The sequence below is a fragment of the Amycolatopsis sp. NBC_01488 genome (assembly GCF_036227105.1).
GTDB lineage: Bacteria > Actinomycetota > Actinomycetes > Mycobacteriales > Pseudonocardiaceae > Amycolatopsis.
Map to the genome: position 1 here is coordinate 1,463,358 of NZ_CP109434.1, position 23,061 is coordinate 1,486,418.

At 69.1% G+C, this 23,061-nt stretch carries 23 protein-coding genes; 12 read left to right on the forward strand and 11 right to left on the reverse strand.

Translation table 11 applies throughout. The features are described from left to right. Positions 1-20 precede the first annotated feature (20 nt). Together OG738_RS06840 and OG738_RS06845 are read left to right on the forward strand one after the other, a co-directional pair. The gene (locus OG738_RS06840) at positions 21-887 is read left to right on the forward strand and encodes a helix-turn-helix domain-containing protein (protein WP_329052167.1); all 867 of its coding nucleotides are present in this window, start codon (positions 21-23) and stop codon (positions 885-887) included. Next, the gene (locus OG738_RS06845; RefSeq protein ID WP_329052168.1) at positions 884-1,120 is read left to right on the forward strand and encodes a DUF397 domain-containing protein; all 237 of its coding nucleotides are present in this window, start codon (positions 884-886) and stop codon (positions 1,118-1,120) included. Before OG738_RS06840 ends, OG738_RS06845 begins: the two co-directional genes overlap by 4 nt. On the opposite strand, the gene OG738_RS06850 is transcribed toward OG738_RS06845, so the two are convergent. Next, positions 1,095-1,514, reverse strand: a complete 420-nt coding sequence (locus tag OG738_RS06850; protein WP_329052171.1) for a protein-tyrosine phosphatase family protein — start codon at positions 1,512-1,514, stop codon at positions 1,095-1,097. The genes OG738_RS06845 and OG738_RS06850 overlap by 26 nt on opposite strands. 85 nt (positions 1,515-1,599) lie before the next feature. Between OG738_RS06850 and OG738_RS06855 the strand changes: the two genes are divergently transcribed. The 4 genes from OG738_RS06855 to OG738_RS06870 all read left to right on the forward strand — a co-directional run bounded on the left by OG738_RS06855 (position 1,600) and on the right by OG738_RS06870 (position 5,565). Then, on the forward strand, positions 1,600-2,214 hold the full coding sequence (locus tag OG738_RS06855) for a DUF1707 SHOCT-like domain-containing protein (protein ID WP_329056594.1): 615 nt from the start codon (positions 1,600-1,602) through the stop codon (positions 2,212-2,214). 84 nt (positions 2,215-2,298) lie between these two features. Beyond that, on the forward strand, positions 2,299-3,273 hold the full coding sequence (gene deoC, locus OG738_RS06860; RefSeq protein WP_329052172.1) for a deoxyribose-phosphate aldolase: 975 nt from the start codon (positions 2,299-2,301) through the stop codon (positions 3,271-3,273). Beyond that, positions 3,273-4,706, forward strand: a complete 1,434-nt coding sequence (locus OG738_RS06865) for an aldehyde dehydrogenase family protein (RefSeq protein ID WP_329052174.1) — start codon at positions 3,273-3,275, stop codon at positions 4,704-4,706. Before deoC ends, OG738_RS06865 begins: the two co-directional genes overlap by 1 nt. Beyond that, the gene (locus tag OG738_RS06870; protein ID WP_329052175.1) at positions 4,699-5,565 is read left to right on the forward strand and encodes an aldehyde dehydrogenase family protein; all 867 of its coding nucleotides are present in this window, start codon (positions 4,699-4,701) and stop codon (positions 5,563-5,565) included. Before OG738_RS06865 ends, OG738_RS06870 begins: the two co-directional genes overlap by 8 nt. A gap of 59 nt (positions 5,566-5,624) precedes the next feature. Here the strand turns inward: OG738_RS06870 and OG738_RS06875 are convergent, their stop codons facing one another. Together OG738_RS06875 and OG738_RS06880 are read right to left on the reverse strand one after the other, a co-directional pair. Further along, positions 5,625-6,479 (reverse strand): GH12 family glycosyl hydrolase domain-containing protein, encoded by an 855-nt coding sequence (locus OG738_RS06875; protein ID WP_329052177.1) that lies wholly within the window; start codon positions 6,477-6,479, stop codon positions 5,625-5,627. A 74-nt stretch (positions 6,480-6,553) separates the two neighbouring features. Further along, positions 6,554-7,204: a TetR/AcrR family transcriptional regulator gene (locus OG738_RS06880; protein ID WP_329052180.1), complete on the reverse strand. Its 651-nt coding sequence runs from the start codon at positions 7,202-7,204 to the stop codon at positions 6,554-6,556. 179 nt (positions 7,205-7,383) lie between these two features. Here OG738_RS06880 and OG738_RS06885 point away from each other — a divergent pair, with 179 nt between their 5' ends. The 3 genes from OG738_RS06885 to OG738_RS06895 are packed head-to-tail and all read left to right on the forward strand — an operon-like array spanning position 7,384 to position 10,051. Continuing rightward, on the forward strand, positions 7,384-8,604 hold the full coding sequence (locus tag OG738_RS06885; protein WP_329052183.1) for a cytochrome P450: 1,221 nt from the start codon (positions 7,384-7,386) through the stop codon (positions 8,602-8,604). 11 nt (positions 8,605-8,615) lie between these two features. Continuing rightward, positions 8,616-9,815: a cytochrome P450 gene (locus OG738_RS06890; protein WP_329052185.1), complete on the forward strand. Its 1,200-nt coding sequence runs from the start codon at positions 8,616-8,618 to the stop codon at positions 9,813-9,815. A gap of 41 nt (positions 9,816-9,856) precedes the next feature. Continuing rightward, positions 9,857-10,051 (forward strand): ferredoxin, encoded by a 195-nt coding sequence (locus OG738_RS06895; RefSeq protein WP_103353029.1) that lies wholly within the window; start codon positions 9,857-9,859, stop codon positions 10,049-10,051. A gap of 70 nt (positions 10,052-10,121) precedes the next feature. Here the strand turns inward: OG738_RS06895 and OG738_RS06900 are convergent, their stop codons facing one another. From OG738_RS06900 to OG738_RS06920, 5 genes are read right to left on the reverse strand one after another with little or no spacing between them, the layout of a single operon-like run. After that, entirely contained in the window at positions 10,122-11,195 is a 1,074-nt protein-coding gene (locus OG738_RS06900) for an ABC transporter ATP-binding protein (protein ID WP_329052188.1), read from the reverse strand. Positions 11,196-11,197: 2 nt separating this feature from the next. Further along, positions 11,198-12,031, reverse strand: coding sequence for a carbohydrate ABC transporter permease (locus OG738_RS06905; protein WP_329052189.1), 834 nt, complete (start codon positions 12,029-12,031; stop codon positions 11,198-11,200). Next, positions 12,028-12,960: a carbohydrate ABC transporter permease gene (locus tag OG738_RS06910; RefSeq protein WP_329052190.1), complete on the reverse strand. Its 933-nt coding sequence runs from the start codon at positions 12,958-12,960 to the stop codon at positions 12,028-12,030. Before OG738_RS06910 ends, OG738_RS06905 begins: the two co-directional genes overlap by 4 nt. Continuing rightward, on the reverse strand, positions 12,960-14,294 hold the full coding sequence (locus OG738_RS06915; protein ID WP_329052192.1) for an ABC transporter substrate-binding protein: 1,335 nt from the start codon (positions 14,292-14,294) through the stop codon (positions 12,960-12,962). Before OG738_RS06915 ends, OG738_RS06910 begins: the two co-directional genes overlap by 1 nt. Then, positions 14,287-15,291: a zinc-dependent alcohol dehydrogenase family protein gene (locus tag OG738_RS06920; RefSeq protein ID WP_329052194.1), complete on the reverse strand. Its 1,005-nt coding sequence runs from the start codon at positions 15,289-15,291 to the stop codon at positions 14,287-14,289. The genes OG738_RS06915 and OG738_RS06920 overlap by 8 nt, the downstream gene beginning before the upstream one ends. Positions 15,292-15,419: 128 nt before the next feature. On the opposite strand from OG738_RS06920, the gene OG738_RS06925 reads away from it, so the two are divergent. Next, positions 15,420-16,400, forward strand: a complete 981-nt coding sequence (locus tag OG738_RS06925; RefSeq protein ID WP_329052195.1) for a sugar-binding transcriptional regulator — start codon at positions 15,420-15,422, stop codon at positions 16,398-16,400. 177 nt (positions 16,401-16,577) lie between these two features. On the opposite strand, the gene OG738_RS06930 is transcribed toward OG738_RS06925, so the two are convergent. Then, a complete protein-coding gene (locus OG738_RS06930; RefSeq protein ID WP_329052196.1) occupies positions 16,578-16,901 on the reverse strand; it encodes a winged helix-turn-helix transcriptional regulator in 324 nt (107 codons plus the stop codon). A gap of 67 nt (positions 16,902-16,968) precedes the next feature. Between OG738_RS06930 and OG738_RS06935 the strand changes: the two genes are divergently transcribed. Continuing rightward, a complete protein-coding gene (locus OG738_RS06935; protein ID WP_329052197.1) occupies positions 16,969-17,547 on the forward strand; it encodes an NADPH-dependent F420 reductase in 579 nt (192 codons plus the stop codon). A 62-nt stretch (positions 17,548-17,609) separates the two neighbouring features. On the opposite strand, the gene OG738_RS06940 is transcribed toward OG738_RS06935, so the two are convergent. Then, the gene (locus OG738_RS06940) at positions 17,610-18,698 is read right to left on the reverse strand and encodes a C45 family peptidase (RefSeq protein ID WP_329052199.1); all 1,089 of its coding nucleotides are present in this window, start codon (positions 18,696-18,698) and stop codon (positions 17,610-17,612) included. A gap of 38 nt (positions 18,699-18,736) precedes the next feature. Continuing rightward, positions 18,737-21,241: a DEAD/DEAH box helicase gene (locus OG738_RS06945; protein ID WP_329052200.1), complete on the reverse strand. Its 2,505-nt coding sequence runs from the start codon at positions 21,239-21,241 to the stop codon at positions 18,737-18,739. 151 nt (positions 21,242-21,392) lie between these two features. On the opposite strand from OG738_RS06945, the gene OG738_RS06950 reads away from it, so the two are divergent. After that, the gene (locus tag OG738_RS06950; protein ID WP_329052201.1) at positions 21,393-22,649 is read left to right on the forward strand and encodes a primosomal protein; all 1,257 of its coding nucleotides are present in this window, start codon (positions 21,393-21,395) and stop codon (positions 22,647-22,649) included. Positions 22,650-23,061: the final 412 nt, after the last annotated feature.

Sequence of the window (23,061 nt, forward strand, 5' to 3'; positions counted from 1 at the left end):
CAAGCCGCGAGGGTGTCCGCATGGCCAAGAACAAGCGGGTGTCGGTGCGGCAGCGGAGGGTCTCCGCCGAGCTGCGGACCCTGCGCGTCGCGGCGGGCCTGACGTGCCTGGATGTGGCGAAGGCGCTCGACTGCTCGGAGAGCAAGATCAGCCGGATGGAGACCGGGGACCGCGGTCTCTTCGCGGACGACGTGTCGGCGATCCTGGGCTTCCTCCGCGCGCCGGCCGCGTTGAGGAGCGAGCTGCTGGCGCTGGTCAGGGAGGGCGAGGAACGCAACTGGCACGAGATCCACGGCAAGCTGCCACCGAACTGGAAGGACTTGATTCGCTTCGAAACCGAGGCGACAGCCATCCGGAATTACGAACCGACGCTCTTCCCCGGATTGGCGCAGGTCGCCGACTACTCCCGCGCGATCATCAACGGCGCGAACCCCAAGCTGACCAGCAGCGAGATTGATACTCTGGTCGCCACCCGCATGACACGGCAGGTGATCTTCAGCCGCCATCCCGCACCACTCATCCACCTGATCGTGGACGAGACCGTGCTGACCAGGCCCGCGTGCTCGCCCGAGATCATGCGCGCGCAACTGCGGCACCTGCTCAATCTCACCGAGCGCAGCAACGTGACCATCCAGGTGGTGCCGTTTCGTACGAGAGCACATCCCGGCCTGACCGGCCCGTTCGTGCTGCTCGACTTCGACTCCGACCCGTCGGTCGCGTACATGGACAGCTGCGGAACGAGCAGTTTCCTCGAGGAGGATCAGCAGATCGACCGTGTTAAGCTTGCGTGGCAAGGCATTCGCGCCGTCGCGCTGTCACCTGAAGAGTCGATGAGGCTCGTTGCCAGCGCTCTCGGCGAGCTGACCCGCCAGGAGGAAGTTCCATGATCGCCCAGGGCGCCTGGCGCAAGAGCAGCTACAGCAGCGACCAAGCCAACTGCGTCGAGGTCACCGCCTGGCGCAAGAGCAGCTACAGCACCAACGATTCCAACTGCGTCGAGGTGGCCGCCATCTCCGCCGCCGTGAGCATCCGCGACACGAAGGACCGCGAAGGCGGCCACCTCACCGTCCCCGCTCCCGCGTGGGCCGCGTTCGTCAGCTCTGCTTCGCGAACCAGCTGACCCAGCGCCGCTGCCAGGGCGTTTCGACCGCCCGTTCGTTGTAGTGCTCGCGGACCCAGGCCACCGCCTCGTCCGCGGGGACGCCGGACAAAGTCGCCAGGCAGGCCATCACCGTGCCGGTCCGCCCGGCGCCGCCGTAGCAGGCGACCTCGACGGTCTCGGTCTTCGCGCGTTCGTGCAGAGCCATGATCTGGCGCCGCGCGATCAGGGGTTGCGTCGGCAGCAGGAAGTCCGGCCAGGTGACCCATTCGTGCGGCCAGGTGATGCCCCCGCCGTGCTTGCGCCGCAGCCGGCTCGTCCCCAGGTAGAGCCCGAAGTCCGGCTCGGGTTCGTCGGGCCGTGGACGCCCCAGCCCACGGCCTCGGACCTGGACCCCGTCAGGGAATTCGACCATCAGCCCAGTGTCCTCCGGAAGAGGGACACGCAGGGTGGTTTTCGCCGCTAAGCTCCGCCGGGTGAGCGAACTGACGCCCGACCAGATGCGGGCTTCCGACGCGGACCGCGAGCGCGTCGCGCAGGTGCTGCACAACGCCCTCTCGGAAGGGCGGATCACGGTGAACGAGCTGGAAGAGCGGCTCTCGACCGTGTATGCGGCGAAGACGCTGGGCGAGCTCAAGCCGGTGACGGCGGACCTGCCGTCCTCGTCGGCGATGGTCGAACCGGCGGCCACGCGCGCCCTCGGCTTCCCCGACCAGCGCATCGGCGGCCACCCGGGCAGCCCGGTGTCGATCGGCGTGCTGTCGGGAGCGGTCCGCAAGGGCAGCTGGGTGCTGCCCCCGCAGCACAACAGCTTCGCGTTCTGGGGCGGCGCGGAGATCGACCTGCGCCAGGCCCGTTTCGCGGACAAGAACTGCACGATCACCGCGGTCGCCATCATGGGCGGCATCCAGATCACCGTCCCGGACGACATCAACGTCGACGTGACGGGCATCGGCTTGATGGGCGGCTTCGTGCTGGAGGACAAGTCCGGCGCGCCCCCGGCCCCGGCGACGGCCCCGACGGTGAAGATCAACGGGCTGGCGTTCTGGGGCGGCGTCGTCGTCTACCGGAAGCCGGCTCGACGGACCGAGCCGCCGCAGATCGAAGGCGCCTGACCTCGGCGTTGTGACGTGTCACGCACGCAGCGTCACACCTGATGGGGGCTCGCACTGTCGGACCCGCCGCCTAGACTCAGGCCCATGACAGCCACGACCAGCACACCAGCGGCGCCGGCCACCCCGGCACCGCTGGTGGACGCGACTCGCGACGACGCGAGCCTGCGCCGCTTCCTGCTCGGGCTGCCCGGTGTCGACCAGGTCGGCGTCGAGCAGCGCGCGGCGGGCCTCGGCACGCGCAGCATCAAGAAGGACGCCAAGCGGTGGGCGATCGACACCGCCATCTCCATGGTCGACCTGACCACGCTGGAGGGCGCCGACACCCGCGGCAAGGTCCGGGCGCTCGCCGCGAAGGCCGTCCGACCCGATCCCGAACGGCAGGACACCCCGCGCGTCGCCGCCGTCTGCGTGTACCCGGACATGGTCGCCACCGCCGTCGAGGCGCTCAAGGGCAGCGGGGTGCACGTCGCGAGCGTCGCCACCGGCTTCCCCGCGGGCCGCACTTCGCGGGAGATCAAGCTGGCCGACACCAGGATCGCCGTCGACGCGGGCGCGCACGAAGTCGACATGGTGATCGACCGCGGCGCCTTCCTCGAGGGCCGCTACATGGCCGTCTTCGAGGAGATCCAGGCGATCAAGGCCGCCTGCGGCGACGCCCACCTCAAGGTCATCCTCGAGACCGGCGAGCTGGCGACCTACGACAACGTGCGGCGCGCGTCGTGGCTGGCGCTGCTGGCCGGCGGCGACTTCATCAAGACGTCCACCGGCAAGGTCTCCCCCGCTGCGACGCTGCCGGTCACCCACATCATGCTGCAGGCCGTCCACGACTGGCACGCGCAGACCGGCGAGCTGCGCGGCGTCAAGCCCGCGGGCGGCATCCGGACCACGAAGGACGCGATCAAGTACCTGGTCGCCGTGCACGAGGTCGCCGGCGAGCAGTGGCTGGTCCCGGACCTGTTCCGCTTCGGCGCGTCCAGCCTGCTCAACGACCTGCTGCTGCAGCGCCGCACCCAGGTGGACGGCCACTACAGCGGCCCCGACTACGTGACGGTGGACTGATGCCTGTTTTCGAGTACGCACCGGCGCCCGAGTCACGCGCCATCGCGAACCTCAAGGACCACTACAAGCCGTTCGTCAACGGCGAGTTCGTCGACGGCTCGGGTGAGCCGCTCAAGACGATCAACCCGGCCACCGAAGAGGTCCTGGCCGAGGTCGGCACGGCGTCGAAGTCCGATGTGGACACCGCGGTCAAGGCCGCGCGCAAGGCGTACGGCTCCGTGTGGTCGAAGATGCCGGGCACCGAGCGCGCGAAGTACCTCTTCCGCATCGCGCGGCTGATCCAGGAGCGTTCGCGCGAGCTGGCGGTGCTGGAGAGCCTCGACAACGGCAAGCCGATCAAGGAGTCGCGCGACTCCGACGTCCCGACGGCGGCGGCGCACTTCTTCTACCACGCCGGCTGGGCCGACAAACTGGAGTACGCGGGGTACGGCCCGAACCCGCGGCCGCTGGGCGTCGCGGGCCAGATCATCCCGTGGAACTTCCCGCTGCTGATGCTGGCCTGGAAGATCGCGCCCGCGCTGGCGACCGGCAACACGGTGGTGCTGAAGCCGGCCGAGACGACGCCGTTGACCGCGCTGGTGTTCGCCGAGATCTGCCAGCAGGCGGAGTTGCCGCCGGGCGTGGTGAACATCCTGCCGGGCGCCGGCGACATCGGCGCGTCCCTTGTGGAGCACGGCGACATCGACAAGATCGCCTTCACCGGTTCGACCGAGGTCGGCAAGGCGATCCAGCGCCAGGTCGCGGGCACGCCGAAGAAACTCACGCTGGAACTGGGCGGCAAGGCGGCGAACATCGTGTTCGACGACGCGCCGCTCGACCAGGCCATCGAAGGCATCGTCAACGGCATCTTCTTCAACCAGGGCCACGTCTGCTGCGCAGGCTCGCGGCTGCTGGTGCAGGAGTCCATCGCCGAAGAGGTGCTCGAGAAGCTGCGCTACCGCGTCTCGACGCTGCGGATCGGCGATCCGCTGGACAAGAACACCGACATCGGCGCGATCAACTCGGCCGAGCAGCTGGCGAAGATCCGCGGGCTCGTCGAGTCGGGTGACGCCGAGGGCGCGCAGCGCTGGACCAGCCCGTGCCCGGTGCCGGACCGCGGCTTCTTCTTCGCCCCGACGGTGTTCGCGAACGTCCACCAGTCGATGCGGATCGCGCGCGAGGAGATCTTCGGGCCGGTGCTGTCGGTGCTGACGTTCCGCACGCCGGACGAAGCTGTCGCGAAGGCCAACAACACGCCGTACGGGCTTTCGGCCGGTATCTGGACCGAAAAGGGCTCCCGGATCCTGTGGATGGCGAACCAGCTGCGCGCGGGCGTGGTCTGGGCCAACACGTTCAACCGCTTCGACCCCGCCGCACCGTTCGGCGGCTACCAGGAATCCGGCTTCGGGCGCGAAGGCGGCCGCACCGGGCTGGAGGGTTACCTGAATGTCTGACCGAATCTCCGTCGCGAAGACGTACAAGCTCTACGTCGGCGGCAAGTTCCCGCGCTCGGAGTCCGGCCGGGTGTACCCGGTGACGGACGCGAAGGGCAAGTTCCTGGCGAACGCGGCACACGCGTCCCGCAAGGACGTCCGTGACGCGGTGGTGGCGGCCCGCAAGGCGTTCCCGGGCTGGTCGGCGGCGACGGCGTACAACCGTGGCCAGGTGCTGTACCGGGTGGCCGAGGTCCTGGAAGGCCGTCGCGACCAGTTCGTCGCGGAAGTGTCCTCTTCGGAGGGTCTGGCCGCGAAGAAGGCCGAGTCCATTGTGGATGCGGCGATCGACCGCTGGGTCTGGTACGCGGGCTGGACGGACAAGATCGCGTCGGTCCTGGGTTCGGCAAACCCCGTGGCGGGGCCGTACTTCTCGTTCACGGTCCCGGAGCCGACGGGCGTGGTGGGCGTTCTGGCGCCGCAGGCGTCGTCGTTGCTGGGCCTGGTCGAGGTGCTGGCTCCGGTCCTGGCCACGGGCTCGACGGCGGTGGTGGTCTCGAGCGCGGAGCGTCCCCTCCCGGCGATCACGCTGTCGGAAGTGCTGGCGACGTCCGACGTCCCGGGCGGAGTGGCGAACATCCTGACGGGCCGCGCCTCGGAGCTGGGCCCGTGGCTGGCCTCGCACGGCGACGTCAACGCGCTGGACCCCACGGGAGCGGCTCCATCGGATCGTCCGGAGCTGGCACGTGAAGCGGCGAACACGGTGAAGCGGGTCCTGACGGTCCCGGAGGCGGAGCCGGACTGGACTGCGGCGCCGGACTTGACCCGGCTGCGGCGGTACCTGGAGGCGAAGACGGTCTGGCACCCGCTGGGCGTCTGAGTTCTCCATGAGGGGCACCTTCATGGCTCTCGAGGCCAGGAAGGTGCCCCTCATGGCAGTCAGCTCATCGTCACCGAGAAGTCCGTCAGCGTGAACCTCGCCTTGCCCCCACCGGTCGAACAGAACTCGATGCCGTAGCCGATCTGGTTCACCGTGGGGTTCGGGGGGATCAGGCCCTTGCCGATCGCCCAGGCGATCATCGCCTTCAGGTCCAGGCTGCCCGAGTACTGCGTCGACCGCGAAACGAACGCCAGGTACCCGTCGTTGTCCGCCCAGACGTCGTAACTCTGGCCCGCCGCCGTGTACGTCGCCAGCTTGTCGCCCGAGGGCTGCTGCTTCAGGTTCTCCGTCCACACCATCAGCTCGCTGACGCCCTTGCCGTCGCCGACTCCGTTGAGCCACAGGTCGTACGCCACGTCGTAGACGCCCACGCCCGGGCCGCGGCCGGCGAACGTCGTCTTGATCACCGAATAGTCGTTGAACGGTTTCCCATTCTGGTCATTGATGTCCTTGTGCACATTCGGATAGGTTTTCACCGACGTCGAGTCGGGTTGGGTGGATTCGACGTACCAGTTGTCGTACGCGCACGCTTTGAGCGTTTCCGGACCCGCTTCGGCGGAGTTCCACATGTTGTTGTGGACGTAGTAGCCGCCGTCCGACCAGCCGCCGTCGGCGTCGGACGTCGAGAACTCCGGGCTGCGGCAGCCGCGCACCGGTGTCGTCGACGGTGGCGTCGGAGTCGGTACCACAGCACGGGAAGACGGTGTCGGCGACACCGAAGTCGAAGGCTCCGCGGACACGCTCGGCGCCGTCGTCGTCGCGGCCACCGGGGCGGGCGCCGCGACGCCGCCGACCGGGCCGTCACCGCAGGCGGCGACCGCCAGGAAGGGAATCGTCAACACCACGGCCAGCATTCTTCGTCGCATTTTCCCGCCCGCAACCCGAATTCGGCAGAACGAAGCGGAACACTAACACGGAAACCAAAGAATCAGCTGTGGTCTTCGGCGGGGTCCAGATCGTGCGACGTGATCGGGCGACCGGGAAGCTCGGTGCCCGGGAGCGCGCTGAGCCCGTCGATCATGATCCCGACGCAGCGGCGCGCCGCCATCTCGGCCACCTCCGGCGCCTTCGCCCGCACCTGCCGCAGCAGCGTCGCGAACAGGATCGCGATGTCACCCGCGCCGACGTCCCGGCGGAGTTTGCCCTCGGCCTGCGCGCCACGGACGAAGCCGTCCAGGACCTCGAGGATCTCGTCGCGCAGGCGGCGGACCTCCGGGTCGCCCTTCAGGATCACCAGTGCCCGGTGCGACACCATCGCCAGCTGGACGACCAGTTGCAGCTCGACCGACTGCCGCAGCAGCCGCTCGAGCGCGCGCCACGGCGACGTCTCCTCCGCGGCGATCGCGCGGGCGTCGATCAGCACGCGCTCGAAGTTGTCCATCGCGACCGCGCGGACCAGCGCGTCCCGGTCCGGGAACCGGCGGTAGAGCGTGCCGACGCCGACGCCGGCCGCGCGGGCGATCTCCTCCATCGGCACTTCGGGACCGGAGACGGCGAAAATGGCCTTCGCGGCGGCCAGGATCTGGTCGCGGTTGCGGCGTGCGTCCGCCCGCAGGGTGGTCTCGGGGTCTGCCGTCATGCCGTTCGCCTCTCGCTGGATCGCGCGGGGTGATTCTCGCATGGTCAGGCGGCCACACACTCGGACTGCACCGCGTCACCCGTTAGCTAGTGGACGACTTCCTTCCGCTTCGGTACGTTGGATCGCAGAACCGGAATGTAATCCTCCGCATACGTTACGTCTGTTTTAGGGGGTCCCCAATGACCGAAGTCGCCGAACCCGCCACGCAGGGCGAGGTGTTCCCGCTGGCGCGGAGCTGCCCGTTCGCGCCGCCGCCGGCCTACGAAAAGCTCCGCGAAGCAGGCCCGGTCCAGCGGGTCGGCCTGCCCGACGGCTCGGAAGCCTGGGCCATCACGCGGCTGGAAGAAGTCCGGCAGGTGCTGACCGACCCGCGGTTCAGCTCCAACCGGTTCAACCCGGGCTTCCCGGTGCTGACGAAGGCGGGGCGTCCGCAGCGCCGCCGCTTCACCGCGTCGCTGATCAACATGGATCCCCCGGAGCACGGCGCCGCCCGCCGCGAGGTCGTCGGCGAGTTCACCGTCAAGCGCATGAAGGCGCTGCAGCCGCGGATCCAGCAGATCGTCGACGAGCACATCGACGCGATCCTGGCCGGCCCGAAGCCCGCCGACCTGGTCTCGGCGCTCTCGCTGCCGGTGCCGTCGCTGGTCATCTGCGAGCAGCTCGGTGTCCCGTACGCCGACCACGACTTCTTCCAATCGCGCAGCTCCACCCTGCTGAACCGGGAGGTGACGCAGGAGGCGCGGATGCAGGCCGTCGAAGAGATGCAGGGCTACCTCGACGAGCTGGTCGCCGCCAAGGAGGCCGACCCCACCGACGACCTCCTCGGCCGCCAGATCCTCAAGCAGCGCGAGGAACACGGCGACGTCGACCACGACTCGCTGGTCTCGCTGGCGTTCCTCCTGCTCCTCGCCGGGCACGAGACGACGGCGAACATGATCTCGCTCGGCACCGTCGCACTCCTGGAGAACCCGGACCAGCTCGCGATCATCAAGAACGACCCCGGCAAGACGCTCGACGCCGTCGAGGAGCTGCTCCGGTACTTCACGATCGCGGAGTTCGCGACCTCGCGCGTCGCCACCGAGGACGTCGAGATCGGCGGCCAGCTGATCCGCGAAGGCGAGGGCGTCCTCGGCCTCAGCTACTCCGGCAACCGCGACGAGGCCGCGTTCGAGAACGCCGACGAGCTCGACCTGGAGCGCGGCGCGCGCCACCACGTCGCGTTCGGCTTCGGCCCGCACCAGTGCCTGGGGCAGAACCTGGCCCGGATGGAGCTGCAGATCGTCTTCGACACGCTCTTCCGCCGCATCCCGGAGCTGAAGCTGGCCGCGCCGGTCGACCAACTGCCGTTCAAGCACGACGCGTCGATCTTCGGCCTGTACTGCCTGCCCGTGACCTGGTGAAGGGGGAAGTCATGACCACCGTCGAACAGCACCAGTTCCCGATGACCCGCACGTGCCCGTTCGCGCCGCCGCCGGCGTACGAGGAGATCCGCGAAGAGGATCCGGTGTCGAAGGTGGGGCTGCCCGACGGCGGCTGGGCCTGGGTGGTCAGCAGGCACGAGGACGTCCGGACCGTGCTGAACGACCGGCGGTTCAGCGCCGACCGGCAGCACGCGGACTTCCCGCAGCTGGTCAAGGGCGGGTTCCGCCGGCAGGGCGACGAGCGCACCATGATCACCATGGACGCGCCCGAGCACGGGCCGGCCCGCAAGGCCGTGCTCGGCGAGTTCACTGTGCGCCGGATGGAGGCACTGCGGCCGCGGATCCAGGAGATCGTGGACGGGCAGATCGACGCGCTGCTGGCCGGGCCGAAGCCCGGTGACCTGGTCGAGGCGCTGTCGCTGCCGGTGCCGTCGCTGGTGATCTGCGAGATGCTCGGCGTCCCGTACGCCGACCACGGCTTCTTCCAGACCCACACGGCGAAGCTGATCAAGCGCTCGACCACGCCGGAGGAGCGGCGGGCGGCGTTCGACACCGTCCGCGGGTACATGGCCGACCTCATCGCGGAGAAGGAGGCGAGCCCGCCGGACGACCTGCTCGGGCGGCAGATCGTCAAGCTCCGCGAGGACGGCACCTACCGGCGCGAGTCGCTGGCCGCGACCGGGTTCCTGCTGCTGGTGGCCGGGCACGAGACGACGGCGAACATGATCTCGCTGTCCACCGTGGCGTTCCTGCAGAACCCGGAGCAGCTCGCGGCGATCAAGGCCGACCCGGGCAAGACGCTCGACGCCGTCGAGGAGATGCTGCGCTACTGGACGATCGTCGACGCGGCCACCGCGCGGCTGTGCGTCGAGGACGTCGAGGTCGGCGGGCAGCTGATCAAGGCCGGGGAAGGCGTGCTGGCGCTGGGCTACGCGGCGAACCGCGACCCGCGGGCGTTCGAGAACGCCGACGAGCTGGACATCGAGCGCGGCGCCCGCCACCACGTCGCGTTCGGCTTCGGGCCGCACCAGTGCCTCGGCCAGAACCTGGCCCGGATGGAGCTGCAGATCGTGTTCGACACGCTGTTCCGCCGCATTCCGACGCTGCAGCTGGCCGCCGACGTCGACGATCTGCCGTTCAAGGACGACGCGAACATCTACGGCCTGTACCGGCTGCCGGTGACCTGGTAGAGATCGACCGGACGGCCCTCCCACCACAGGAGAGAAGAACCATGAAGATCATCGCGGACACCGGCAAGTGCGTCGGCGCCGGGCAGTGCGTGCTGACCGAGCCGGCGCTGTTCGACCAGAGCGAAGACGACGGCACGGTCATCGTCCTCGACGACCAGCCGGAGGGCGAGCTGGTCGAGAAGGCTCGCGAAGCGGTGCACGTCTGCCCCAGCCAGGCCCTTTCGCTGCAGGAGTGAGTCTGCCGCAGCTGGTCGTGAGTGAGAAACAGGGTTAGAACACTGTTTCTCACTCACGACCGGTCTGGGCCTACGCGAGCCGCAGGGTGGTCTCCGGGTGGAAGGCGTGGGTTTCGCCTTCGCCGCGCAGGCCGACCCGGACGTTGTCGCCCATCCGGGGCGGCGTGCGGCCGTCGACGCGGACGACGAAGCGGTCGTCGCCCACCTTGCCGTGCAGGTACGCGTCCGCGCCCAGCTCCTCGACCAGCTCTACCACCAGCTCGAAGCCGCCCTCGGAAACCAACTGAAGCGACTCCGGGCGCACGCCGAAGACCACCTCGCGCAGGTCCCCGGCCGAGGTCAGCACCGACCGCGGCAACGGCAGCACGACGTCGCCCAGCTTGACGCCGCCTTCGGTCAGCGGCAGCGTCGCCAGGTTCATCGCCGGAGAGCCGATGAAGCCCGCCACGAACGAGTTCTTCGGGTTCTCGTACAGCTCCCGCGGCGTCGCGCACTGCTGCAGGACGCCGTCCTTGAGGACCGCCACCCGGTCGCCCATCGTCATCGCCTCGACCTGGTCGTGCGTGACGTAGATGGTCGTCGTGCCCAGGCGCTGCTGCAGCTGCGCGATGTTCGCGCGGGTCTCCACGCGCAGCTTCGCGTCCAGGTTGGACAGTGGCTCGTCCATCAGGAACACGCTCGGCTCGCGCACGATCGCCCGGCCCATCGCGACGCGCTGCCGCTGGCCGCCGGACAGTGCCTTCGGCTTGCGCTCCAGGAAGCGAGTCAGGTCCAGCATCTTCGCCGCTTCGGCCACCTTGGCGTCGATGTCCGCTTTGGACAGTCCGCGCAGCTTCAGCGCGAAGCCCATGTTCTCGGCGACGGTCATGTGCGGGTAGAGCGCGTAGGACTGGAACACCATCGCGATGTCCCGGTCCTTCGGCGGCAGGTGCGTGACGTCGCGGTCGCCGATGCGGATCGCGCCCTCGTCGACGTCCTCCAGGCCGGCGAGCATCCGCAGGGCCGTCGACTTGCCGGACCCGGACGGCCCGACCAGCACCAGGAACTCGCCGTCCGGCACCGCGAGGTCGAGCTTGTCGACCGCACGCACCTCGTTCGCGCCCGGGTAGATCCGCGACGCCTGTTCGTAGCTGACAGCTGCCATGACTACTTCACCGCTCCCATCGAGAGGCCCCGGACGAGGTGGTTCTGCGCGATCCAGCCGACGATCATCACCGGCAGCGAGGCCAGCAGCGCGGCGGCGGAAAGCTGGGCCCAGTACAGGCCCTCACTGGTGATGAACCCGACGAGGAACACCGGCACGGTGCCGGCCCGCGCCGCCGTCAGGTTGACCGCGTAGAAGAACTCGGTCCAGGAGAAGATGACGCAGATCAGCGCGGTCGCCGCGATCCCGGGCGCGACCACCGGCATGATGATCTTGCGCAGCAGGGTCGGCAGGTTCGCGCCGTCGATCCGGCCCGCCTCGATCATCTCGTGCGGCACTTCCAGGAAGAACGACCGCATCATCCAGATGGCCAGCGGCAGGTTCATCGACGTGTAGAGGATGACCAGCGCCCACACCGTGTCCAGCAGCTCGGTGTTCTGGGAGATGATGTACAGCGGGATGATCGCCGCGACGATCGGCAGCATCTTCGTCGAGAGGAAGAAGCCGAGCGCGTTCGACGTGCCCTTCACCGGCGCCAGCGACAGCGCGTACGCCGCCGGGACGCCGAAGAGCAGCACCAGGATCGTCGAGAGGATCGTGACGAACGCCGAGTTCGACACGTAGGGCAGAAACCCGCCGTTCAGGACGTTCGCGATCTGGTCGAACGTCGGGGTGAACAGCAGCTTCGGCGGGTCGGTGTAGGCGTCGGCCTCCTGCTTGAACGCCGTGAGGATCATCCACAGCAGCGGGAAGACGAACAGGATCGCCAGGACCCAGGTCGCCAGGGTCAGCGAGCCCTTGCCGTACTGCTTCTTGCGAGGGGCAACGGTAGTCACTTCACGCCTCCGCTCACGGAGAAGGTGCGGAACATCAGGCGCAGCGCGAAGGTCGCGACGATCATCGTCAGGATCACCACGATCACGCCCATCGCCGACGACTGGCCGACGTCGAAGCCCTCGAACGCGCGCTGGTAGATGTAGTACGGCAGGTTCGTGCTGGCCGTGCCCGGGCCGCCCTGCGTCATCAGGAAGATCGCGTCGAAGCTGTTCACGATGTAGATCGCGCCCAGCAGCGTCGCCAGCTGCAGGAACCGGGACAGGTGCGGCAGCGTGATGGAGACGAACGTCCGCCACCGGCTGGCACCGTCCACAGAGGCCGCTTCGAGGATCTCCTTGGACTGGCTCTGCAGCCCGGCCAGGATGAGCAGCATCATGAACGGCGTCCACTGCCACACGATCTGCGCCATCACCGAGGCCAGCGGGAACTTCGAAAGCCAGTCGACGTCGGTGCCGAAGACGAAGTGCAGCAGCCCGTAGGTCGGGTCGAACATCGTCGTCTTCCACAGCAGCGCGCCGGCCGCCGGGAGGATGAGGAACGGCGTGATCAGCAGCGTCCGGACGACGCCGCGGCCGAAGAACTTCCGGTCGAGCAGGATCGCCAGGCCGAGGCCGAGCAGCAGCGCGACCAGCACGCAGACCACGGTCAGCACGACGGTGTTGAGCAGCGCGACCAGGAACGTCGTGTCGCTGAAGACGTCGATGTAGTTGTTCAGGCCGACGAAGTGCCGCGAGCCCGGCCGGACCAGGTTCCACGACTGGAACGAGTAGAACACGGTGAGCAGGAACGGCAGCTGCGTCACCGCGATGACGAAGATGAGCGCCGGCAGCAGCGGCAGCCGCCGCTTCGCCGCGGTGCTCAGGCCGGGTTTCTCCTCGACCTTCGCGTGCGAGGTGGACGTGGGAGTGGATACGGAGAGCGTGGACATCACTGCACCGCCTTGTAGGAGTCGCCCACCGTCTGGGCGTAGTCCTGGGATTGCTTCAGGGCGTCGTCGACCGACTCGCGGCCGGCGATCGCCGCCGACAGCTGCTGGCTCACCCGGGTGCCCAGGTCCTGGAACTCGGGGATGCCGACGAACTGGATGCCGGGGTAGGGCACCGGGTTCGCCATGGCCTTCTGCTGGTTGGCGTCCGCGATGCCGTCCAACGTGGGCTTCGCGTAGGCCGCCGCGGCCTTGGCGTAGTCGGGAATGTCGTAAGTGGACTGACGCACGCCCGGCGGAACGCGGTTCCAACCGTAGGTCTGGCCGACCTTCTGCACATACGCCTTGTCGGTCATCCAGGCCATGAACTTCCAGGCCGCGTCCTTGTCCTTGGCGACCTTCGGGATGCCGAGCGCCCAGGTGTAGAGCCAGCCGCTGGCCTGCGTCTTGACGACCGGCGCGGGCGCGTAACCCGACTTGCCGACGATCTTGCTGCTCGACGGGTCCTCGTTGGTGCCCGCCATGACCGTCGCGTCGTACCACATCGCCGCGTTGCCCTGCGTGTAGCGCGTGCCGCACTCGGAGAACCCGGCACTGGAGGCGCCGACCTCGCCGTGGTCGCGAATCAGGTTGACGTAGAAGTTCGCGGCCGCGGTGAACTCCGGCGACGTCAGCTTGGCGTTCCAGTCCTTGTCGAACCACTGGGCGCCGAAGGTGTTGGCCACGGTCGTGAACGGCGCGAGGCTCTCGCCCCAGCCGGGCTTGCCGCGCAGGCAGATACCGCTGACGCCGGCCGCCTTGTCGTCGAGCTTCGCGGCGAAGTCGGCGATCTGCTGCCACGTCGGCTTGGCCGGCATGGTGATCCCGGCCTTCTCGAAGAGGTCCTTGCGGTAGGCCAGGAACGACGACTCGCCGTAGAACGGCACCGCGTACATCTGGTTCTGGTACGACAGCGACTGCTTGATGCTGGGGATGAAGTCGCCTTCGTCGTAGCCCGGCGTGGCCGCCATGTGCGGTTCGAGGTTCTCGAGCCAGCCGTTGGCCGCCCACTGCGGGGCCTCGTAGTTGCTGATCATGACGACGTCGAACTCGCCGCCCTCGGTGGCGGTCGACGCGGTGATCTTCGCGCGGGCCTGGTTCTCCGGCAGCGAGACGAACTTCAGGTTGATGCCCGTCGCCTTCTCGAACTCGGGCGCGAGGGAGATCGCGTCCTTCATCTGCGGGTTGGACACGATCGCGATGACGAGCGTCGAGTTACCGGTACCGATCGAGCCGGCGCCCGCGCAGCCGGTGGCCAGCAGGGACGTCGCGGCGAGGAGGGTGAGGAGCTTACGCACGGCTGCCTCCGGGAAGGACCTGGACCTTGAGGCCCGAGCCGCTGCGCATCTTGGCCAGCGCGTCGGGGTACTGCTCCAGCGGCAAGGTGTCCGTGAGCAGTGAATCGGTGTCGATCGCACCGCTCGCGACGAGGTCGAGCGCGGTACCGAAACTGTGCAGCACGGCCATCGAGCCGACGATGGTGATCTCGTCGTTGTAGATGCGGAACGGCGAAAGCGCGACGCGGGCTTCGGCCGGTGCGACGCCGAAGACGAGCAGCCGGCCGCCGCGGCGGATCGAGTCGAAGGCGGCTTCGATGGCGGGGGCGGCGCCGGTGGCGTCGACGGCGACGTCGAACTTCTCGCCGTTCAGGTCGCTGACTTCCTTTGCGGTGGCGACGGCACCGAGACTGGCTGCTCGCGGCAGCCGGGCTTCGTTGCGGTCGACCACCGTGACCTGCGCGCCGGAGCGCTGCAGCAGCTGCTGCATGATCAGGCCCATGGTGCCGGCACCGACGACGAGGAAGCGCTCACCGGCTTCGACGCCGACGCGGCGCACGCCGTGCACCGCGCAGGAGACGGGCTCGACCAGCGCGCCCTGCTCCCAGGTCATCGAGTCCGGCATGCGGTAGCAGTTGGCGGACGGCGTGGCGACGTACTCGGCGAAGGCGCCGTTGACGGTGTCGCCGGTGGCGCCCCAGTTCGCGCAGAGGTTGCCGTGGCCGGCGCGGCACGGGCCGCAGTAGCCGCAGAACAGCGACGGGTCGACGGCCACGCGGTCGCCGACCTTCCATTCGCCCGGCACGTCCGCGCCGAGCTCGACGATTTCCCCGGCGAACTCGTGCCCGGGGACGATGGGATACGGCGTGGGCGGGAAGTGCCCGTCGGCGATGTGCAGGTCGGTCCCGCAGATCCCGCACGCTCCGACCTTGACGACGACCTGGCGTTCTCCGGGTTTCGGATCGGGCACCTCGCCGACCCTGATCTCACCGGGCCGGTCGACGATGGCGGCACGCATGCCTTGCCCCTTCCTCGCGCTCATATGAGCGGCGTTGACCTATGGCGTCGAGAACATGTGAAGGCATTACAGGTCTGACGTCGGTGTTACGTCAACCTTTCGTGAAGATTTCGCGCTATAGTGCTCATATGAGCGCGTCCAAGAAGTCGCCGTCGCTGACCGAGGCGGTCCTGCTGGCCACCCTCGCCCGGCGCTTCTACGTGCAGGGACGGTCCAAGCTGGAGATCGCCGACGAGTTCGGCATCAGCCGGTTCAAGGTGGCTCGCATGCTCGACACGGCCATGGAGTCCGGCCTGGTCAGGGTCGAGTTCGCGCTGCCGGCGCCGGTGGACCTGGCGCTGTCGGACGAGGTCCGCTCGGCGTACGGCCTGAAACAGGCACTCGTGCTCGAACGCTCAACCGAGCGCGAGCCGCGGGAGGTGGTCCGGGCCAAGATCGGGACGCTTTCGGCGCGGCTGCTGGAGGAGATCGCGACCCCGTCGGACGTCATCGGGCTGTCGTGGGCGCGCTCGGTGAACGCGATGACCGAGGCGATCCGGTCGCTGCCGCGGTGCCCGATCGTCCAGCTGTGCGGGGTGCAGGCGGGGATGGACATGCGTGGCCGTTCGGTGGAGACGGTCAGCCGCGTGACCTCGGTGTCCGGCGGCGACGCGTACCCGATCTTCGGCCCGCTGGTGCTGCCGGACCGCCGGACGACGGAGACGCTGCGGCGCCAGCCGGGCATCGCGGAGACGTTCGGCCAGTTCCGCCACCTCACGAAGGCGGTGGTCAGCATCGGCGCGTGGCAGCCGGGCGAGTCGACGGTGTACGACGCGTTGGACGAAGCCGAGCGGGCGGCGATCGCGGCCCGCGGCGCGACGGCGGAGGTGGCGGCGCGGCTGTTCGACGCGTCCGGCCACGCCCTCTCGACCGGCTTGGCTCACCACGTCCTGGCGATCAGCCACGAGGAGCTGATGGCGGTCCCGGAGGTGATCGCGTTGGGCTACAGCCGCCCCAAAGCTTCCGCGGTGGACGCGGTCCTGCGCTCAGGAATGGTCTCGACGCTGGTCACCGACGCCGCGGCCGCGGTCCCGCTGTTGGCCTTGGCCGCCAAGAACCCACCCCACTAACCCGCGAGATGCCCCTCCAATCACGCGAGATGCGCCTCCAATCACGCGAGATGCCCCTCCAATCACGCGAGATGCCCCTCCAATCACGCGAGATGCCCCTCCAATCACGCGAGATGCGCCTCCAATCACGCGAGTTACGCGCTCGATCACGCGAGTTCGTCCCGGCGTTGTCGCTGGTCACGCTGGTCGTGCTCGGGTCTGAGCGGCGACGACGTCGTCGCCGTGCTCCGCGGCCCACCGCCCGAAGCCCTCGATCGGCTCCAGGAAGCTTGAACCCAACGCCGTGAGCGCGTACGCGCCTTCGCGTCGCTCGACGAGACCGTCGGACTCCAGGCGCCGCACGGTTTCCGTGAGCACCTTCGCGCTGATCCCGCCGATCGCGCGCCGCAGGTCGACGTGCCGGCGCGGGCCGTCGCGCAACGCCCAGAGCACCACCGGGTTCCACGTGTTGGCGACCAGGTCGAACGCGAGCCGCGTCCGGCAGTCGGCGAGGAAATCCATGGTTACCGTTCGGTTCCTTCCCGGGTTCCTACCGTCGTGCTGGTACAGCCAAGCACAAGGAGGCGGCATGCGGATCGGGATCTTCGGCACGGGCGGGATGGCGGACGCGCTGGGCACGCAGTGGGCGCGCGCCGGCCACGAACTGAGGGTGGCCGGCCGCTCCCCCGGCGAGCTCGCGAAACGGCTCGGCGCGCGCACCGGAACCTGGCGCGAGGTGGCTGCTTTCGCCGACGTGCTCCTCCTGGCCGTCCCCGCGGCGGCCATCGGCGAGGTGCTCGCGCAGGCGGGCCCGCTGCCCGGGAAGGTCCTGGTGGACTGCACCAACGACCCGGCTCTGACCGGCGCGCCGGTGGCTTCGCGGATCGTCACGGAGGCTCACGTGGTCAAGGCGTTCAACCTGGCCCACGTCGACGTCTGGCGGATGACTCCGCCGGTGTTCGGCGGCCGCCCGCTGTCGGTCCCCCTGTGCGGCGACGACCCGGCGGCGCTGGAAGCGGTGAGCACGCTCGTCCGCGACATCGGTGCCAAGCCGGTGCTCGCGGGTGGCTTGGACCGCGCGGCCCTGCTGGAAGCCACGGCGGCGTTCGTCATCGGGTTGTGGTTCGCGGGCGAAGACGCCCAGGCGATCCTGACCCCGGCGGGGTGAGAATGGCCCGATGGTTCGGCACGACCCGGATCTCCTCCTCCCCGGTTCGGTCGTCGCCCAAGCTAGCCGTGCCGGGACGGGCCGGGGACGCTTTGCCCGGATTCGCTTCCGGTCACGGCCGCCACGTTCCCCGCGGCCAGGTCCAGCGCGTGGGCGCGCAATGGCGCGCCGCCTCGCGGCACCAATGTCACCTCGCCCGCGTCGAGGTCCGTCACCAGCGTGCTCAGCGTCATCAGGTCGTCGCCGTCGGCAGCGTTGCGGTGGACGCCGGTCGTCAGCGCCGAAACCAGCCATCGGGCGTCCGGCGACGTCGCCGTCAGGTGCGCGCACACCTCGGCCCTCGCCAAGCTCTCCTCGGACGCCGTGTCCAAAGTGGGCGGCAGCTGGCGGAAGTGGTTGGTGTGCCAGGACAGTCCACTCGCGACAGTCAGCACGGCCGTTTCGTGGCCTGCCTTCTCCACCACCGTCACGGCCGGCGAGCCGACCTGGCCCATCGTGTACGCGAACCCGCCCGCGGACGAAAACCGCCGCAACACCGACACCGCCTCGGCAAGGCTAGACGCGCGCTGGGCCGTCCGCGCCACGAAATGGCGGCCCGCGCACGGCGAAGGCGTCACCACGCTCACGCTGTCGATCCCCCACACCAGACCGTGCGTGGTCAGCGTGAACGTGTTCGACGGCAGGAACCCCGGGTACCACCAGACGCACACGCCCGGCTCGCCGTCGATCAGCAGCGTCAGCAGGCGGCCGATCCCGTCGAACGCCGGAGCGCCGTCCTCGTTGTGGCCGAGCAGCGAAGGCGCGCCGGCCCACGCGAGGTCCGTGCAGCCGGTGCCGTCGTCCGCGCCGAGGTCGCCGCGCAGGTTGGCCAGCAGGAGGTCGTCGAACGGCACGCCCGCCCCCGCGGCCAGCGCCGTCAGCTCGGCGTACGCGTCCGGGTGCTCGACCTGGGACGCCGACTCGATCGCCCGGAACAGCACCGGCGACCGGCCGGCGCGGGCGGACACCGGCCACGACGGCAGTCCCGCCAGGACAGTCCGGATGTCGGCAGCGGCGTACGAGCCCAGCGCCCGGAAAGCGGCTTCCCGGGGCCCGCGGACGACTGTCCAGCGCACGTCGCCGATCCGGTGCTCCCGCACTGTCGCCACCATGTGATCACGATGACTGAGCAGTCAGGAAAAGGCAACGGCTAGTGCGCGCCCACCTCGGTCACCCGCACGACGGCCATCCCGGCCTCGTCGGACGCCGCCAGGTCGACCTCCGCGCTGATGCCCCAGTCGTGGTCGCCGGCGGGGTCGTCGAAGATCTGGCGGACCTTCCAGACGTCCGGCTGCTGCTCGATCATGATCAGCGCCGGGCCGCGCGCGTCCGCGCCGGTGCCGAGTGTCTCGTACTCCTCGAAGTAGTCGGCGATCGCGTCTTCCCACGCCTCGGCGTCCCAGCCGGACGCCGCGTCCAGCTCGCCCAGCACGTTCCACGCCCGCCGCCCGAACAGCTCGACCCGGCGGAACAGCTCGTTGCGCACCAGGACGCGGAACGCGCGCTCGTTGCGCGTGACGCCCGGCGGCAGCTCCGGCGGCCGGTGCGACACCGGCCCTTCCTCCGCAGGGTGGCGCAGGGCCTCCCACTCGTCCAGGAGGCTGGAGTCGACCTGCCGGACCAGCTCGCCGAGCCACTCGATGAGGTCCTGCAGCGGCTCGGTCTTCGCCTCGTCCGGCACCGTGTGGCGCAGTGAGTCGTAGACGTCCGTGAGGTAGCGCAGCACCAGCCCTTCCGACCGGGCGAGCTGGTAGAAGCCGATGTACTCGACGAAGTTCATCGCGCGCTCGTACATGTCGCGCACGACGGACTTGGGCGACAGCTCGTAGTCGTCGACCCACGGGTGGCCCTGCCGGTAGCTGTGGAACGCGCCCTGCAGCAGCTCCTCCAGCGGCTTCGGGTACGTGATGTTCTCGAGCAGCTCCATCCGCTCGTCGTACTCGATGCCTTCGGCCTTCATCGCGTTCACGGCCTCGCCGCGCGCCTTGAACTGCTGCTGCGACAGCACCGGCCGCGGGTTGTCCACAGTGGATTCCACAGTGGACACGACGTCGAGCGGGTAGCTCGGCGACTCCAGGTCGAACAGGTCGATCGCGGCCAGCGCGAACGGTGAAAGCGGCTGGTTGAGCGCGAAGTCGAACTGCAGGTCGACGGTGAGCCGGATGATCCGGCCCTGTTCGTCCGGTTCGGCCAGTCGCTCGACGACGCCGGCGGCGAGCAGCGCGCGGTAGATCGCGATGGCGCGCAGGATGAGCTTGCGCTGCGACGCCCGATCTTCGTGGTTGTCCTCCAGGAGGTGCCTCATCGACTCGAACGCGTTGCCGGGCCGAGAAATCACGTTCAGCAGCATCGAGTGCGTGACCTTGAAGCTGGACGTCAGCGGCTCGGGCTCGGCCGCGATCAGTCGGTCGAACGTGCTCTCGGTCCAGTTGACGAAGCCCTCCGGCGCCTTCTTCCGGACGATCTTCTTTTTCTTCTTCGGGTCGTCGCCCGCCTTCTCGAGCGCCTTGGCGTTCTCGACGACGTGGTCGGGCGCCTGCACGACGACGTAGCCGTCGGTGTCGTAGCCCGCGCGCCCGGCGCGGCCGGCGATCTGGTGGAACTCGCGCGCCTTGAGGTGGCGCTGGCGGACGCCGTCGTACTTCGTCAGCGCGGAGAAGACCACTGTCCGAATTGGTACGTTGATGCCAACGCCGAGGGTGTCGGTCCCGCAGATCACCTTGAGCAGCCCGGACTGGGCCAAGGTCTCGACCAGTCGGCGGTACTTCGGCAGCATGCCGGCGTGGTGGACGCCGATGCCGTGGCGGACCAGCCGCGAGAGCGTCTTGCCGAACCCGGCGGCGAACCGGAAGTCGCCGATCAGCTCGGCGATGGCCTCCTTCTCCGCCTTGGTCGTGACGTTGATGCTCATCAGCGTCTGCGCGCGCTCGATGGCCGCGGCCTGCGAGAAGTGCACGACGTAGACCGGCGCCTGGCCGCCGTTGAGCAGCTCGGACATCGTCTCGTGCAGCGGCGTGAGCGCGTACCGGAAGGTCAGCGGCACCGGGCGCTGCGCCGACGTGACGACGGCGGTCGGCCTGCCGGTGCGGCGGGTGAGGTCCTTTTCGAAGAAGGACACGTCGCCCAAGGTCGCCGACATCAGGACGAACTGGGCCTTCGGCAGCTCCAGCAGCGGCACCTGCCACGCCCAGCCGCGGTCGGGCTCGGAGTAGAAGTGGAACTCGTCGGCGACGACCTGGCCGACCGGCGCGTCCGCCCCGAACCGTAACGCGATGTTCGCCAGGATTTCGGCCGTGCAGCAGATGATCGGCGCGTCCGGGTTGACGCTGGAGTCGCCGGTCATCATCCCGACGCTGTCGGCGCCGAAGATCTCGATGAGCTGGAAGAACTTCTCCGACACCAGCGCCTTGATGGGCGCGGTGTAGTAGCTGCGGCGGCCCTGGGCCAGCGCGGTGAAGTGCGCGCCGACGGCGACGAGGCTCTTCCCGGAGCCGGTCGGCGTCGAGAGGATGACGTTCGATCCGGAGACGACCTCCATCACCGCCTCCTCCTGCGCCGGGTACAGCTCGATGCCCCGTTCGGCCGTCCAGGTCGTGAACGCTTCGAAGAGGGCGTCGGGGTCGGGATCCGCAGGCAGGAGGTCTGTGAGTGTCATCAGGCGTCCATCGTGCCATCCGCTCGCCGCAAAGTCGGCAGGGGCGATCGCATCGCGCGTGGTAAACCCGTAGGCTTCGCGTTACCGCGCACCGACCGGGGGATACATTCGGTCTCGCGCGCACACGGGCGGTACTCCGGAGGGCTTAGGAATGGCACAGGACATCATCCCGATCGAACTCGGGCTGCCGCAGGGCGACGTCGTCACCCTGTGGGCCCCGCGCTGGCGGGAGGACGGCGAGGAGTGGGAAGCGTTCCTCGGCGACGAGGACGACCTGTACGCCTTCCCGGACGCCGCCCACCTGGCCGCCTTCGTCCGCACGTCCGAGCGGCACGACCTGATCGACCACCCGGCCTGGGACGCGGTGCCGTCGCTGAACGTGCCGGAGCTGATCCCGGACGAGGACCACACCTACGACCTCGTCGGCGTGCCGGAGCTCGTCGCCGAGGAGCCGGACATCTGGCACATCGCGGAGCTGGCCGAGATCGTCGGCATCGTGCGGTCGCTCGCCGACGTCTGCGACCTCGAAGAGGTGCACGAGATCCTCGACTCGACCGAGGGCTTCTCGCTGCTCGACCAGGGCACCCTCCCGTTCACCGGGAGCGTCGGCGTGCAGGTCTGGAACGACCTGTCCGAGACCGTGTCGCAGAAGTGGGACACCGTGCTGGACGCGATCGACGGCCTGGTGACGGTGCCGGACGTCGACGAGAAGGTGCTGGAGCAGACGGCCGAGGAGCTGGCCGCGTTCCACGAGGAGTCCGCGGAGGCCGAGGCCGGCGCCGACGGCGAAGAGGACCTCGAAGCGCTCTCCTCGGAAGACGACGACGAAGAAGAAGAGGACGAGGGTCCGGTCGGCTTCTGGGCCGAGGTCGGCATCGACCCGATCAAGATCATCACGTCCGGCGCGGAGTACTACACGCTGCGCTGCTACCTCGACGACGCGCCGGTGTTCCTCGGCAGCGAGGGCGAGATAGACGTGTTCACGTCGGAGAAGGCCCTGGCCCGCGCGCTGGCCGACGGCAAGGACCTGGCCGACACGGACCTCGCCGAGGTGTCCACGTGGGACGAGGTACTGGCGAAGGCGACGGCGGGCGAGCTCGAGGTCGAGGTCGACCCGGAGAACACGTACGTGCTGACGGGCCTCGACGCGGACATCGCGGAGGGCCCGGAGGCGATCGACCCGACGCAGCTGGAGCTGGCGGTCGAGCTGATCACGGACGCGGCGGACTGGGCGGGCGACGACTCCGCCGAGACGGCCCTGGCGGGCAACGAAAGCCTGGGCTGGCTGGTGTCGTTCGTCCTGCGCCCCGACCCGACGCGCCTGGAGCCGTCAGCGCCGTTCGACGCCGAGCAGAGCGCTTGGCGCAAGCTCGTCGAGGGTTTCGAGAACCGCCTGACGGTGGCTTGATCTCTGGTTTCGCCGAAGGCCGCTTCCCGTGGTTGGGAGGCGGCCTTCGGCGTGTCCGGGGCGGGTGCGTCGGGGTCGGTCCACAGCGCCGGCCGGATGTGGACAACTCGGTCCGCCGGCTCCGCGACGCCCGTTTTCCGTCAGAGGCGGCCGATACGCTGGAGACGGGGGGCGCCCCCGCGCGGGCAGCGGGATCGACCGCACCGGCAGGCGGTTCACGTACCCGGCAAGTCGGCTCGCGGACCTGCACGGTCGGCTCGCGCGCCTGGACGGTCGGCTGGCGTAATCGGGCGGGCATCTCGCGTGCCTGGGCAGGCATCTCATGTGACTGGGCAGGCATCTCACGTGATCAGGCGGGCACCTCGCGTGATCAGGCGCGTAACTCGCGGGACTTAGCAGGCGTCTCGCGTGA

What these genes read in the sequence shown, in the direction of transcription:
- OG738_RS06880 (WP_329052180.1), bottom strand. Translation starts at nt 7,204, where the DNA reads ATGACGGCAGACCCCGAGACCACCCTGCGGGCGGACGCACGCCGCAAC.
- OG738_RS06850 (WP_329052171.1), bottom strand. Translation starts at nt 1,514, where the DNA reads ATGGTCGAATTCCCTGACGGGGTCCAGGTCCGAGGCCGTGGGCTGGGG.
- OG738_RS06925 (WP_329052195.1), top strand. Translation starts at nt 15,420, where the DNA reads ATGAGCGCGTCCAAGAAGTCGCCGTCGCTGACCGAGGCGGTCCTGCTG.
- OG738_RS06920 (WP_329052194.1), bottom strand. Translation starts at nt 15,291, where the DNA reads ATGCGTGCCGCCATCGTCGACCGGCCCGGTGAGATCAGGGTCGGCGAG.
- OG738_RS06935 (WP_329052197.1), top strand. Translation starts at nt 16,969, where the DNA reads ATGCGGATCGGGATCTTCGGCACGGGCGGGATGGCGGACGCGCTGGGC.
- deoC (WP_329052172.1), top strand. Translation starts at nt 2,299, where the DNA reads ATGACAGCCACGACCAGCACACCAGCGGCGCCGGCCACCCCGGCACCG.
- OG738_RS06910 (WP_329052190.1), bottom strand. Translation starts at nt 12,960, where the DNA reads ATGTCCACGCTCTCCGTATCCACTCCCACGTCCACCTCGCACGCGAAG.
- OG738_RS06890 (WP_329052185.1), top strand. Translation starts at nt 8,616, where the DNA reads ATGACCACCGTCGAACAGCACCAGTTCCCGATGACCCGCACGTGCCCG.
- OG738_RS06870 (WP_329052175.1), top strand. Translation starts at nt 4,699, where the DNA reads ATGTCTGACCGAATCTCCGTCGCGAAGACGTACAAGCTCTACGTCGGC.
- OG738_RS06845 (WP_329052168.1), top strand. Translation starts at nt 884, where the DNA reads ATGATCGCCCAGGGCGCCTGGCGCAAGAGCAGCTACAGCAGCGACCAA.
- OG738_RS06840 (WP_329052167.1), top strand. Translation starts at nt 21, where the DNA reads ATGGCCAAGAACAAGCGGGTGTCGGTGCGGCAGCGGAGGGTCTCCGCC.
- OG738_RS06930 (WP_329052196.1), bottom strand. Translation starts at nt 16,901, where the DNA reads ATGGATTTCCTCGCCGACTGCCGGACGCGGCTCGCGTTCGACCTGGTC.
- OG738_RS06895 (WP_103353029.1), top strand. Translation starts at nt 9,857, where the DNA reads ATGAAGATCATCGCGGACACCGGCAAGTGCGTCGGCGCCGGGCAGTGC.
- OG738_RS06865 (WP_329052174.1), top strand. Translation starts at nt 3,273, where the DNA reads ATGCCTGTTTTCGAGTACGCACCGGCGCCCGAGTCACGCGCCATCGCG.
- OG738_RS06855 (WP_329056594.1), top strand. Translation starts at nt 1,600, where the DNA reads ATGCGGGCTTCCGACGCGGACCGCGAGCGCGTCGCGCAGGTGCTGCAC.
- OG738_RS06875 (WP_329052177.1), bottom strand. Translation starts at nt 6,479, where the DNA reads ATGCTGGCCGTGGTGTTGACGATTCCCTTCCTGGCGGTCGCCGCCTGC.
- OG738_RS06885 (WP_329052183.1), top strand. Translation starts at nt 7,384, where the DNA reads ATGACCGAAGTCGCCGAACCCGCCACGCAGGGCGAGGTGTTCCCGCTG.
- OG738_RS06900 (WP_329052188.1), bottom strand. Translation starts at nt 11,195, where the DNA reads ATGGCAGCTGTCAGCTACGAACAGGCGTCGCGGATCTACCCGGGCGCG.
- OG738_RS06940 (WP_329052199.1), bottom strand. Translation starts at nt 18,698, where the DNA reads ATGGTGGCGACAGTGCGGGAGCACCGGATCGGCGACGTGCGCTGGACA.
- OG738_RS06950 (WP_329052201.1), top strand. Translation starts at nt 21,393, where the DNA reads ATGGCACAGGACATCATCCCGATCGAACTCGGGCTGCCGCAGGGCGAC.
- OG738_RS06945 (WP_329052200.1), bottom strand. Translation starts at nt 21,241, where the DNA reads ATGACACTCACAGACCTCCTGCCTGCGGATCCCGACCCCGACGCCCTC.